The organism is Mediterranea sp. ET5 (assembly GCF_023337025.1).
Classification (GTDB): domain Bacteria; phylum Bacteroidota; class Bacteroidia; order Bacteroidales; family Bacteroidaceae; genus Phocaeicola_A.
In genome coordinates, this window is sequence record NZ_JAMBLN010000029.1 from 19,720 (window position 1) to 32,217 (window position 12,498).

The 12,498-nt window shown below is 58.8% G+C and carries 10 protein-coding genes; 5 read left to right on the forward strand and 5 right to left on the reverse strand.

Going from position 1 to position 12,498, the window contains the following annotated elements; translation table 11 throughout:
* Positions 1-82: 82 nt before the first annotated feature.
* The 3 genes from M3087_RS13535 to M3087_RS13545 are packed head-to-tail and all read left to right on the forward strand — an operon-like array spanning position 83 to position 5,979.
* Complete coding sequence (locus M3087_RS13535) at positions 83-3,316, forward strand: SusC/RagA family TonB-linked outer membrane protein (protein ID WP_249096570.1); 3,234 nt, start codon at positions 83-85, stop codon at positions 3,314-3,316.
* A 24-nt stretch (positions 3,317-3,340) separates the two neighbouring features.
* Positions 3,341-4,756, forward strand: coding sequence for a RagB/SusD family nutrient uptake outer membrane protein (locus M3087_RS13540; protein WP_249096574.1), 1,416 nt, complete (start codon positions 3,341-3,343; stop codon positions 4,754-4,756).
* Between the two features lie 11 nt (positions 4,757-4,767).
* Positions 4,768-5,979, forward strand: a complete 1,212-nt coding sequence (locus tag M3087_RS13545) for a TlpA disulfide reductase family protein (RefSeq protein WP_249096576.1) — start codon at positions 4,768-4,770, stop codon at positions 5,977-5,979.
* 134 nt (positions 5,980-6,113) lie between these two features.
* On the opposite strand, the gene M3087_RS13550 is transcribed toward M3087_RS13545, so the two are convergent.
* From M3087_RS13550 to M3087_RS13570, 5 genes are read right to left on the reverse strand one after another with little or no spacing between them, the layout of a single operon-like run.
* Positions 6,114-6,848 carry a class I SAM-dependent methyltransferase gene (locus M3087_RS13550; protein WP_249096578.1) on the reverse strand — a complete coding sequence of 245 codons (735 nt, stop codon included), beginning with the start codon at positions 6,846-6,848 and terminating at the stop codon, positions 6,114-6,116.
* 4 nt (positions 6,849-6,852) lie between these two features.
* On the reverse strand, positions 6,853-7,764 hold the full coding sequence (locus M3087_RS13555) for a lysophospholipid acyltransferase family protein (RefSeq protein ID WP_249096579.1): 912 nt from the start codon (positions 7,762-7,764) through the stop codon (positions 6,853-6,855).
* A 19-nt stretch (positions 7,765-7,783) separates the two neighbouring features.
* A complete protein-coding gene (locus M3087_RS13560; protein ID WP_249096581.1) occupies positions 7,784-8,533 on the reverse strand; it encodes a lipopolysaccharide kinase InaA family protein in 750 nt (249 codons plus the stop codon).
* Position 8,534: 1 nt separating this feature from the next.
* Positions 8,535-9,575 carry a glycosyltransferase family 9 protein gene (locus M3087_RS13565; protein WP_022384840.1) on the reverse strand — a complete coding sequence of 347 codons (1,041 nt, stop codon included), beginning with the start codon at positions 9,573-9,575 and terminating at the stop codon, positions 8,535-8,537.
* 51 nt (positions 9,576-9,626) lie between these two features.
* Entirely contained in the window at positions 9,627-10,232 is a 606-nt protein-coding gene (locus M3087_RS13570) for a DUF4254 domain-containing protein (protein ID WP_022384839.1), read from the reverse strand.
* A 124-nt stretch (positions 10,233-10,356) separates the two neighbouring features.
* Here M3087_RS13570 and pdxB point away from each other — a divergent pair, with 124 nt between their 5' ends.
* Together pdxB and M3087_RS13580 are read left to right on the forward strand one after the other, a co-directional pair.
* A complete protein-coding gene (gene pdxB, locus M3087_RS13575; RefSeq protein ID WP_249096583.1) occupies positions 10,357-11,403 on the forward strand; it encodes a 4-phosphoerythronate dehydrogenase PdxB in 1,047 nt (348 codons plus the stop codon).
* A 127-nt stretch (positions 11,404-11,530) separates the two neighbouring features.
* Positions 11,531-12,496 carry an ADP-ribosylglycohydrolase family protein gene (locus M3087_RS13580; protein WP_249096586.1) on the forward strand — a complete coding sequence of 322 codons (966 nt, stop codon included), beginning with the start codon at positions 11,531-11,533 and terminating at the stop codon, positions 12,494-12,496.
* Positions 12,497-12,498 lie beyond the last annotated feature (2 nt).

The following is a 12,498-nucleotide window of genomic DNA, read 5'->3' on the forward strand; positions in this document are numbered from 1 at the left end:
AAACTGTTACAGCGTATGGATACGCTTCGTCCTTGACCTTGTCTATACTCCTGAAGAACTGAACCTTTATTGACTCACACTTATGACAAACTGGAAACTTTTCGCATGCGCCCTCCTGACCGGTGCATGTTGCGGCACGACGTTGACCGCACGAGGAGGCTCTCTCCCATCGGGTCATGTGTATGCAGCTTCGGTGCAACAAGCTGCACGGACCCTCACCGGAACTGTCACCGACAGTCATGGTGAACCTCTCCCGGGTGTCTCGGTCTCCGTCAAGGGGACGACCCTGGGAACCATCACCGACATCGACGGAAAATACACGCTGAAAGTACACGAAGGGGCGGAACTGGTGTTCTCCTTCGTCGGCATGCAGACTCAGACGGTACGCTTCAAGGGCGAGCCTTCCCTCAACATCATCCTGCGCGACGACAACGTGGCACTCGATGACGTCGTGGTCATCGGCTACGGCAGCAAGAACCGCAAGAGCCTGACCAGCTCCATCTCCTCCGTGAAGAAGGAGGACATCGAGCGCATGGCGCCCGTCTCGACCAACGTGCAGGACCTCATCGGAGGCGGCATGCTGAAGGGTGTACTTGCCACGCAGAACAGCGGCGAACCGGGGTCGTCCATCAGCATCAACGTCCGCGGTGTGACCTCGCCCTATCCCAATATGCAGACGGGCACGAACAACAACGCACCGCTCTACGTCATCGACGGCGTGCCCCTCTTTGTGGAAGCGACCAGTCTGAACCCGCTCATGAACCTCTCGCCGAACGACATCGAGAGCATCGACGTGCTGAAGGACGCATCCGCCACTGCCATCTACGGCTCGCGCGGAGCCAACGGCGTCATCATCGTCACGACCAAGGACGGACGCAAGGACGAGAAGCCTGTGGTGGAGGTGGGGTACAGCATCGCCGTAGCGAACCCCGTGAAGGAGTTCACGCCCCTCACCACCGAGGAGTTCCTCCGCTACACCGACCAGAACCTGCGGAATGCCGCCATCGCCTACAACAACTTCGAAGGCTACTCCGCGATGTTCACCCCGTACATGCCGTCGATGGCGCTCTTCAGCTTCGACGAGTACGGACAGGTGGTCTACGAGGGGCTGGACATGACACGGTTCAACCCCGACGTGCAGACCGACTGGGTCCGCGAGGTGAAGAACCGGAATGCCCTGACACACCAGTACAATGCCTCCGTGCGCGGCGGCTCCCAACGCACGAACTACTCCCTCTCGCTGAACGGCAGCAACGAGGAGGGACTCTACAGGAACGACAGCATGGAGACCTACGGCGGACGCATCGCGCTGAACACCGACCTGAGCGACCGCGTGAAGCTGGGCGGCGTGATGAACTACTCGGAGACGAAGCGCCGCAGCACGAGCGACGGACTGGGCACGGCGAGCGCCGAGGCGAAGCCCTGGCTGGTGCGCCCCGACATAGCGGTCTATGACGAGCTGGGCGAGCTGAACCGCATCGACACGGGTCTCTCCGCCTACGGCATGGACGGCGTGGAGCTTACGCCCTCACCCGTCGGACTGCTCGAGCGGCAGACGCGCCACACGAGCAACCAGTTCCTCGGCAACCTTTTCGCTGAAATCGAGCTGTTCCGTGGGCTGAAGTTCCGCACGGACTTCAGCATGACCCACTACACCTTCCAGACCTCCTACTACACCCCCGTGGAGGCGTCCGTCGACATGCGCGGACTGGGCATGCCGCTCGAAGCCATGCTGTCGACCTCCGACAGCGAGTACCGGACGACGTCGCTCAACTTCCGTCTGGACTACAGCCTCAACCTGCAGAAGCACCTCTTCGGCGCCATGCTGGGCTATGGGGCAGAACGGTCGAAGAACGCCTCGGAGACACTCGCCTACCAGGGCTTCCCCACACTGAACAACATCGACGCCGCCCGCGAGGTCATCAGCAAGATCCAGACGACGACCCGGAGCGGACTCAACTCGGTGTACGGACGTGTGAACTACTCCTACGACGCGAAATACCTGGCGGAACTGAGCATGCGTGCCGACGCCTCGTCGAAGTTCGGCCCGGGCAACCAGTGGGGCTACTTCCCGGCGCTCTCGCTCGGCTGGATCATCAGCGAGGAGGACTTCATCCGCGACAAGGACACCGTCAGCAACCTGAAGCTGCGCCTGAGCCTCGGACAGACCGGCTCGACCAACGTCGCCGACTTCGTCTACTACCAGTACTACATCAACGGTCCGCTCTATGGCGGACAGAACAGCACCGTGCTCAACGGCACGCTGCCCAACCGTAACATCGGGTGGGAGAAGACCAGCGAGGTGAACGTGGGCGTGGACTTCAGCTTCTTCAACGACCGGCTCTACGGAAGCCTGGACGCCTACTACCGTTATACCGACGGGGCACTGGCACCGTCGCCCCACATCCTGGAGCCGGGCATGGCGAACTACTGGAGCAACATCGTCGACATGAGCAACCGCGGCGTGGAGTTCTCCATCGGGGCGGACGTGGTGCGCGGGAAGGCCTTCAGCTGGAGCACGATGCTCAACCTCTCGCACAACCACAACCGCATCGAGTCGCTCAACGACGCCCTCATCAGCACCTACATGCAGGACTACTTCGTCGTCGGCGAGCCGATGGGCGTGACCCGGGGCTACGTGGTGGACCATATCATCCAGAGCCGGGAGGAGATTGATGCGCTGAACGCCACCGCCCAGCAGCTCTACGGGCGCAACTACATGGACAACACCGGCGTCGGGGACTACCTGCTGAAGGACCTCGACGGCAACGGTATCTTCGATGCGACGTACGACAAGACGGTCATCGCCAATCCCGAGCCCGCCATCTTCGGCGGCTGGCAGAACACGTTCTCCTACAAGAACTGGTCGCTCTCCATGCTCATGCAGTTCTCCCAGGGAGGCACTGCGGTCTATAACGACCTGCTCATGGAGGTCACGCAGCCCTACGCGGGCAAGAGTGTCAGCCGCGAGCTGTACGGGAACTTCTGGACGCCCGAGAACACCGATGCACGCTATGCGCGCATGGGCGACGGCATCTACAACTACAACTCCACGCTCAACGACCGCTATGTGTTCAGCACCTCCTACCTGCGCATGAAGAACATCACGCTCGCCTACGAACTGCCCCGGAGCGTCGCCCAACGCCTGCACCTCGGCAGCGCATCGGTCTACGCCGTGGCGACGAACCTCTTCACCGTGACCGACTGGCCCGGCATCGACCCGGAGTCGGCAGGTACGGGCACGACCGCCGGCACCAACTACGACTCCTACCCGCTCTCAAAGACCTTCTCGGTAGGTGTCAAGCTATCCTTCTAACCACACGCTAATAAGATAAGGTATATGACTACGCATAGAAACATCCTGCTCACCCTCCTGGTGAGCCTCACACTCTCGTCGTGCAACCTGCTGGGTCCGGTCGATGACATCCAGCCCGACTTCGTCCTGACCGACGACGATGTGATCACTGACAGCAACTCTGCCGAGTACCTGCTCAACGGCATCTACAGCCGCTACCGCGAAAGATCCCTCGCATCCATGCGCAACGGCATGTTCATCCTGACGGGCACGCTCAACAACACGACCGTCGCCGAGGGCGCAACGAACTTCCGCGAGAACAACCTCCGTCCGCAGAACAACACCGTGCTCAACTACTATACGGGCCTCTACGCCATCATCAACCAGTCCAACTCGCTCATCGCGAACCTGCGCGACGCTCATCCGAAGGGACTGACCGAGGCACGCAAGGGCGAAATCTTGGGCGAAGCCTACTTCCACAAGGCGTTTGCCGAGTTCATGTTGCTGCGCTCCTTCGGCGAGTTCTGGGACCGCTCGTCCGACTACGGCGTGGTGCTCTACAACGAACCGGCACGCGGCAACGACGAGGCCAAACGGCGCGCTCCGGTCGAGGAGTGCTACACGCAAATCCTGTCCGACCTCGACGAGGCGGCTGCCGCCCCGGCATACGACGGACGCGCCTACCGGGTGAACGGCGTCACCGTGCAGATGCTGCGCGCACGTGTGCTGCTCTACATGGGACGGTTCGCCGACGCTGCCACCACCGCCCGGACCGCCATCGCCGACGCCACCGCCGGAGGTGCTTCGCTGGAGACCGACTACCTGACGGTCTTTGCCCAGGGCTTCAGCTCCCCGGAGACCCTGTTCGCCCCCTACGTGTCCTATCCGCTGGAGACGATGGGCAGCATCCTGACCACCGATGTGAACCTGGGCTACGGGACGACCGTCAGCCGGATAGCCGACGAGCTGGCAGGCACGACGGGCGACGAACTGTATGACGCCCGCTACACCGTCGCCTTCCAGCCGATGAGCCTGAGGAAGTATGTGCTCAACAACGCCACGACGGGCGACAACAACACTTACTACTTCATGCGTCTGCCCGAACTGTACCTCATCCTGGCGGAAGCCGAGGCGCGCGAGGGCAACTACCCGCAGGCACGTGAAGCCCTGCAGCCTGTCGCCACCCGCGCCGGCTACGCGGAGGACTATGCGGACGGCATCGCCGACGGCGACCTGCTGCTCACCATCTTCCGCCACAAGTACATGGAGCTGAGCGCGGAGAACTACGAGGAGTGGTACGACATGGTGCGCTACTACCGGCTCGACGGCACTGACTTCACTGCCACGGGACTGGGATACACGCAGTCGATGCAGCATCTCGTCCTGCCCATTCCCACACAGGCACTCAGCGGCAACAGCCTGCTGGTGCAGAACCCGACTTACGAAATATCCAACCATTAAATGATAACCTTATGAAGAAACTGACTCTTCTGGCAGCCGTCGCCCTCCTGGCAGGCTGTCAGCCCGGCGCCGGTCCGGGCTATACGCTCGACGGCGTACTCACCGGCGGCGAAGCACCCACCGGCATGGCATACCTGCAACGGCAAATGCCCGACGGACAGATGGTGTCGACCGACAGTGCCACCATCACGGACGGCAAGTTCAGCCTCAAGGGGCACGTGGACCGTCCGCAGATGTACACCCTCCGCATCGACCTGCGTACGGACCCGACGGAGAGCGTCCAGGGCAAGGTGTTCGCCTCGCACTTCTATCTGGAGAACTCGCCCATCACCTTCGAAGGCAACCTGAAGACGCTGCCCGGAGTGTTCTACGACCCCGAACGTCCGCTGGAGGCACCCGTCATCAAGGGCTCTGCGACGGAGGACTTCTACGCCCGCTTCCGGGCGGACATCAAGCCCGTCAGCGACAGCCTGACTGTCATCGACCGACGCTACTGGGAGGAGTACACCGCCCCGATGATGAACGACAAGGAGCACAAGCACGACTACACCGAGGTGGGGGTAGCACTCGTGAAGGAGGAGGCACGGTGGCGCAAGGAGCTTCAGGAGAAGACCCTGGCGTTCATCCGCGAGAATCCCTCGTCGGTCGTGGCTTTCGACCAGCTGGTGGCGCTCTTCTCCGACTTCACCGTGAACTATTCCGGCAAGCAGATTGACGAGATGCGCAGCTGGGTGGCAGACGCCTGGGCAGGCACTCCCCAACTGGCGGCACTCGACTCCATCGTGAGCCGCATCAAGCCGGTCGCACTGGGTGAGAAGTATGCCGACATCGACGTACAGACGCCCGACGGCAAGACCGTGAAGCTGTCGAGCCTCATCCCCGAGGGCAAGTATGTGATGCTGGAGTTCTGGGCAAGCTGGTGCGGACCGTGCCGCGCGGAGATTCCCCACCTGGTGCGGGTGCACGAGAAGTACAAGGACTTCAACATCGTCAGCGTCTCGGTCGACGAGAAGGAGGCTGACTGGCAGAAAGCCATGAAGGAAGAGCGGATGACGTGGACACAGGCACGCATCACCGGCGGCATCATGGGCGAGGAGGTGAAGAAGTTCAACATCACGGGCATCCCCATGTGCATGGTGCTCGACGGTGAGGGACGCTTCTACCGCACGAACACCCGGGGCGCCTACCTCGACGCCTTCCTGATGGAGCTCTACGGCAAGTGACGGCCGGCACCGTCATGACGGCATGACGGGATACAGACAGAGGCACGAAGACACAGCGTATGCCAGCCCCACGGAGGGGTGACGGACGGTTGCTGTGGCTTCGTGCCTCTGCGTTTATCCGGTGCGGGGCGCGCTCAGGCGTCCGCGGAGAGCCGTGCCAGGTAGTTGTAGTGCTCGCCCTCCCGGACACATTCGGCACGGAAGCCGCATTGGGAGGCGTAGAGCGAGAGGGTGTCAAAGTCGATGTAGAGCCAGTCGAAGGGTTCGCCCTTGACCTGCCGGTACTGCATGAGGAAGTCCACCTGACCGTAGTAGTCGCCTGCCAGGTCGATGAGCATCCCTCCGTCCTCATCCTCGAAGAGGTAGCTCAGGTCACTGGAGTCCATCAGGATGCATCCGCCGGGACGCAGGAGCTGCTTCATGCGGTCAAAGAAGGTGGGCATCTCCTCGATGCGTCCGATGATGCCCGAGCCGTTCATCAGCATCAGGATGGTGTCGAACGTCCCAAGCGGTTCGTTGCCGAAGAGGTTGGCGAGACGGATGTCCTTCACGCCGCGTTCGCGCATGACCTCCACCGAGAGGGGCGAGATGTCTATGGCACACACGTCCTTCCCCATCGCCTGCAGGGCGAGCGAGTGGCATCCGCTGCCGGCGCCGACGTCGAGGATGCGTCCCTGTGCCATGCGCAGGGCGGTCTGCTCCAGCGGAGGCATCGTGTCGAAGGTACGGAACAATTCTTTCACGGGCATCTCGTCCTCGTCAAAGCGGGACGAAAAGACACGCAGCGGCTGTGCCTTCCCGCGGCGGTGGAAGTCGGCAATGGCGGCTCCCATCGGGTCTTTCTCCGGAGTCAGTGTATCGGTTCGCATAGGCTTACGCTTTTTCCTGCATCCGCTTCTCCCACTCGGCGCGCGTGCGCTTCCACCGGTTGTGCGACCACAGCCAGTATTGGGGGGCGCGGCATATCATCTGTTCGAGGTGTTGCATGTAGAGGTCGGTCACCTCGTATTCCTTGACCTGGCCGATGTCGTCGACCATGCGGTAGAGGTGGCAGTGGTAGTGCCCCCGACGGGGACGGGTGACGTCGGCGAAGTAGATGAGCGCGTCCATCTGACGCCCTATCTTCTCCGTCCCGATGAATACGGGTGTGTCCTGATGAAGGAAGGGGGTAAAGTGGTGGATGCTGTTCCACTTGGGCGACTGGTCGGAGATGAAGCCGATGACGTGCTTCCCTCCTTGACGGCGCATCTCGATGATGCGGCGCAGGGTCTCCTTCATGGCGATGCAGCGTGCACCGTACTGGCTGCGGAGCTTGAGGAACAGTTGGTCGAAAGCTTTGTTGTAGAGCGGGTGGTAGATTTGTCCGCAGGAGACGTCACCGGGGAACCAGTAGGGCATCGAGGCAATCCACTCCCAGTTGCAGTAGTGTCCCAGGTAGATGAACGTGAACGACTTCCCCTCGCGCTCCATGTCGCGGACGATGTCTTCGGTTCCGCTGAACGTCATGCGACGGCGCATCTGCTCCTCCGACATGGAGAACTGCTTGAGCGTCTCCACCACATAGTCGCAGAAGAAAGCGTAGAACTGCTTCTCGATGCGGACAATCTCCGCGGTGCTCTTCTCTGGAAACGATGCGGTGAGATTCTTCCGCACCACGCCGCGCCGGTAGCGCACCACATGGTACAGGGGGAAGTAGAGCAGGTCCGACAGGAGGTAGAGTACCCGCAACGGCAGCAACGAGAGGACGTACCAGAGAGCGAATACCAGGTAATAGACGAGTTTCATAGGGCGTGCGTTTAAGTGGTCAGGCATGGCGGATGCCGAAAAAATCCTGGAAGCGGCGTTTGATGCGCCGGTGCTCCTCGAAGCGTTCCAGCTGGCGGATGACCTTGTGGACGCACTCGTCGGCATCCCAACCGCGGCGACGGGCGTAGAGGGAGATGATGTAGACGAGCACCTCGCGCTTGTGGGTGAGTCGTTTCAGGTTGTCCAGACATTCGTCGGGGGTGGGCCGCTTGAAGATGGAGCGATTGGTGTCGATGAGCGCGAAGCGGTAACGTCCGTCGTCATCGGCATGATAGAGGATGTTGGTCAGGTTGAGGTCGCCGTGCAGGACACCCTTCTCGTGCAGCTCCACGAGGAATCCTGCCAGTGCGTCGGCCAGCGGATGGTCGAAGTGCGGCACCGAGAGGAGGATGCTCGTCGGCGGATAGTCGCAGTTGAGCGACACGAAGAAGCCGGTGGTGAAAAGCCCGTGACGCCTGGTCTCGATGTACGCCACCTCGTGGGGCGACTCGATGCCCTTGTCGCGCAGCAGGGCGGCAAACTTATAGGCACGCTCGGTCTTCGTGCTCTTGAAGTAGGTGTAGATGATGCGCTGGAAGAAGTTGGGGTGCTTGTATTTCTTGACGACGAGCGACTGTCCGTCCACCCGGTAGCGTTTGACGACGTTACGTCCCTGATACAACAGTTCGCCACTCTGGTCGAAACTGGCAGGCAGTTGCCGGATGAAGTCGCTGTAGCGGCGGTAGTCGGGATGGACGATAAGTTTCATGTCAGTCTTTCTTTGATTCGATTAGTTGCTTGATTCGTTCTACAAGGGTTTCGGGACGAAGCAGCGTCAGGCACGCATAGTCGTCGCGCAGGCAGGGACGGTTCCCGTAGATGGAGCAGGGACGGCAGTTCAGGTCGAGCTGCACGGCACGGTCTTCCGTCTGTCCCCAGCCCATGAAGCCGGCGTACGGGTGTGTCGCGCCCCACACCGAGAGCACCGGAGTGCCCACGAGCGATGCCAGGTGCATGTTCGCCGAGTCCATCGACACCATGACGTCGAGGTGGCTCATCACCACCAGCTCACTGTCCATCCGCAGCTTTCCTGCCAACGAACGGACGCCCTCATGGCGTTGCTCCCACTGTTCGAGCAGCGCACGTTCCGACGCGCCTGCCCCGAAGAGGAACACACGGCATCCGGCAGCGGCAAGTGCAGCCACCACCTGCTCCATCTGTTCCAGCGGATAGACCTTCCCGCGGTGGGCGGCAAACGGAGCGATGCCCACCCAGGTGTCCGTCCCCTTCTCTCCCGTCACGCCGACGACCGTGCGCAGGTCGCCCCCGGCATCGCCGAAGAGGGAGGAGAAGCGGGGTGTCACGTCCAGCCCCAATCGGCGCAGCACGTCGGCATACCGTTCGAAGGACGACTTCAGCGGGACGAGCTTCTTCTCCACCGCGTCGGTCAGCGCCTTCTTCTCGCGCCTTCCCTTGTCGATGTGAGCGGTCCGTATGCCCGCCAGGCGGAAGCGCATCCGCAGGTACTTGCTGCGGAGCACGTCGTGCAGGTCCGCCACGGCATCGATGCCCAGCGGACGCAGCTCGGCAAAGAGGCGGTTCAGTCCGCCGATGCCCTTATGCCGTCCCTTCAGGTCAGCCCCGACGAAACTGACATTCGCAGGCATCCGCTCAAACAGCGGACGCACGAACTCCCGGCTCAGCACAGTGATGCGCAGCTCCGGATGTTGACAGGCGCAGGCGTGGATGACCGGGATGGTCATTGCCACATCGCCCAGCGCCGAGAAGCGTATGACGAGCAGATGTTTCACGTTTAGTCGAGTGTTATGGGATGATTGGTCTGTGTACGATGGGGCGAAGGCTCACTTCTTGCCGTAGAGCACCGGGTTGAGTTCGGGGTCATTGTACATCTTCATCTGCTTGTAGACTTTCATGTACTTGCGACCCGCCTCGATGTCGGCAATCAGCTGGTCGATGGCTGTCGACAGGTCCTTCTGCTGTTCCAGGAGGACTGCCAGCTTGCGGGCGCACTGCTCGTGGTGCTCGGCAGACACGTCGGTGCGTTCCGTCTCCTGACGCATGTGGTATATCTTCAGCGCGAGAATCGACAGGCGGTCGATTGCCCACGCCGGACTTTCGGTGTTGATGGTGGCATCCGGCAGCGGCTTCACATCCTTGTATTTGTCCAGGAAATAGCTGTCGATCAGCTCCACGAGGTCCGTGCGGTCCTGGTTGCTCTTGTCGATGCGGCGCTTCAGCACCAAGGCGGCTGCCGGGTCGATATTCGGGTCGCGGATGATGTCCTCGAAGTGCCATTGGACAGTGTCTATCCAGTTTTTGAGATAGAGATAGTACTCGATCGTCTTCAACGCATAAGGGTTGTTGATAGGCGTATCCACATTGTCGGTTTTGTGGTAATCATCGATGGATTGCACAAATATCGGGTTGCAAAGTTCTGTGAATGTCATAACCGTTCTATGCTTATGGTGTTACAATCGACAAAAATAGGCATTCTTGCCGAACTGACAATACGAACGATATTCAAAAGTGCAAGAAAGCGGCTAACTTTGCACCGACTAATGACAATTTTCCATGAAAGTAATCGTTGATAAGAAAATACCCTACCTGCAGGGTGTCATCGAGCGACTTGCCGATGAGGTGGTTTATGCCGAGGGGCGCGACTTCACCCCGGAGCTGGTGAGGGACGCCGACGCCCTGTTCGTCCGTACCCGTACACGCTGTGACCGTGCGTTGCTCGCAGGCAGCCGGGTGCGCTTCATTGCCACGGCGACCATCGGTTTTGACCACATCGACACGGACTTCTGCCGTGCGTCGGGCATCACGTGGACCAATGCCCCGGGTTGCAACGCGGGCGGTGTGGAACAGTATGTCGAGGCAGCCCTCCTGCTGCTGGAACGTGAACGGGGCTTTTCCCTCCGGGGTGCCTGCCTCGGTGTCGTCGGCGTGGGTCATGTCGGCAGCCGTGTGGCGGACATCGGTCGTCGGCTGGGCATGACGGTGCTCTGTTGCGACCCTCCACGTGCCGAAGCCGAGGGACCGGAAGGCTTCACCTCGCTGGAGGAACTCGTCAGCCGTTCAGACCTTATCACCTTTCACACGCCGCTCACCCGCGAGGGTGCTCACCCGACGTGGCATCTGGCGGACGAGGCATTCTTCCGCTCGCTCTCCCGTCCGCTTTACCTTATTAATACGTCACGCGGAGAGGTGGTCGACAATGCCGCCCTGCTGTCCGCCTTGACCGACGAACGTGTTGCCGACGCCGTCATCGACGTGTGGGAGCACGAGCCGGACATTGACCGCCGCCTGTTGCAGCAGGTCTTCATCGGCACGCCCCACATTGCCGGCTATTCAGCGGACGGCAAGGCGAACGCCACCCGCATGTCTCTCCAAGCATTCTGCCGTTTCTTCGGGCTGCCGGAAGAGTTTCACATCGAGCCGCCGGCACCTTCCGAACCGCTCATCCGTGCTACTTCCCGTGCCGAAGCCCTGCTCCGCATCTACAATCCGCTCGACGACAGCCGTCGGCTGAAAGCCTCCCCCGAGAGCTTCGAGTCGCTTCGTGGCAACTATGCCTACCGACGTGAGCCGTCAGCTTACCGGATTCTTCCCATTTCTTAGCAGATTCCTTGCAAAAATCATCCGCCCTACAATATATCTACGTATCTTTAACCTCCGGGAACATGGTGGTAACAGCTTAGTTACATAATTCATTCGAACGTTTGTACTAATGATATAAAAAACAAATATGGATAACTGCAATGAAAACATACCATTTGAATTATATAATAAAATTCGTGGAGTGATTTTTGGCCAAGCAATTGGAGACGCTTTGGGACTTGGCACAGAATTTATGTCGCACAAAGAAGTTTTAAAATACTACCCGCAAAGATTAACATTATATAGTCAAATAATTCAAGACAGACATCGTAAAAGATGGAAGCAAGGAGACTGGACAGATGACACAGATATGATGTTATGCATCGCCAATGCGATAATTGCAGATAAGAATATTTGTTTAAATTCCATTGCTCAGAATTTTAAGAAATGGTTTAAGGGTTCTCCTATGGGAATTGGGCGACATACATATAATGTATTAGCCACTTCTGATTATACAAATAATCCAACGAAAGCGGCAGAAATCGTCTGGAAGTTATCTGGTAAGAAAAGTGCAGCAAACGGCGGTATTATGAGAACATCTGTGATAGGACTTTGGAAACAGGACGTATCATATTATGCAGAAGAAATTTGTAAACTTACCCACACAGATTCCCGATGTATTGGCTCTTGTGTTATTTTATCAGAGTTAATACATCATTTTGTGTGGAATGGAGATGAACTAGAGTTTGAAGCTATCCAAGAATTAGCAAGAAAATTTGATGAACGAATAGAACCTTATCTGTTATTGGCAAAAACGGTTGATGATATACTAGATTTAGCCCTAGATGATGAAAGCACTATGGGATATACCTTGAAAACATTATCTGCTGCTATCTGGTGTTTATATCATGTCGAGAGTTTTCAAGAAGGTTTGTTGGCGGTAGTTAATGCAGGAGGAGATGCAGACACCAATGCTGCCGTAACCTGTAGCTTATTAGGCGCAAAGTACGAATTTAATTCCATACCTTCTTACTATGTGAATAATTTGAGACAGAAAAGTATACTGAATCAAGTAACGGATGACTTACTGACTATCTTATGCCCAGACTTTTAAAT

What these genes read in the sequence shown, in the direction of transcription:
- M3087_RS13545 (WP_249096576.1), top strand. Translation starts at nt 4,768, where the DNA reads ATGAAGAAACTGACTCTTCTGGCAGCCGTCGCCCTCCTGGCAGGCTGT.
- M3087_RS13580 (WP_249096586.1), top strand. Translation starts at nt 11,531, where the DNA reads ATGGATAACTGCAATGAAAACATACCATTTGAATTATATAATAAAATT.
- M3087_RS13570 (WP_022384839.1), bottom strand. Translation starts at nt 10,232, where the DNA reads ATGACATTCACAGAACTTTGCAACCCGATATTTGTGCAATCCATCGAT.
- M3087_RS13560 (WP_249096581.1), bottom strand. Translation starts at nt 8,533, where the DNA reads ATGAAACTTATCGTCCATCCCGACTACCGCCGCTACAGCGACTTCATC.
- M3087_RS13535 (WP_249096570.1), top strand. Translation starts at nt 83, where the DNA reads ATGACAAACTGGAAACTTTTCGCATGCGCCCTCCTGACCGGTGCATGT.
- M3087_RS13550 (WP_249096578.1), bottom strand. Translation starts at nt 6,848, where the DNA reads ATGCGAACCGATACACTGACTCCGGAGAAAGACCCGATGGGAGCCGCC.
- pdxB (WP_249096583.1), top strand. Translation starts at nt 10,357, where the DNA reads ATGAAAGTAATCGTTGATAAGAAAATACCCTACCTGCAGGGTGTCATC.
- M3087_RS13540 (WP_249096574.1), top strand. Translation starts at nt 3,341, where the DNA reads ATGACTACGCATAGAAACATCCTGCTCACCCTCCTGGTGAGCCTCACA.
- M3087_RS13555 (WP_249096579.1), bottom strand. Translation starts at nt 7,764, where the DNA reads ATGAAACTCGTCTATTACCTGGTATTCGCTCTCTGGTACGTCCTCTCG.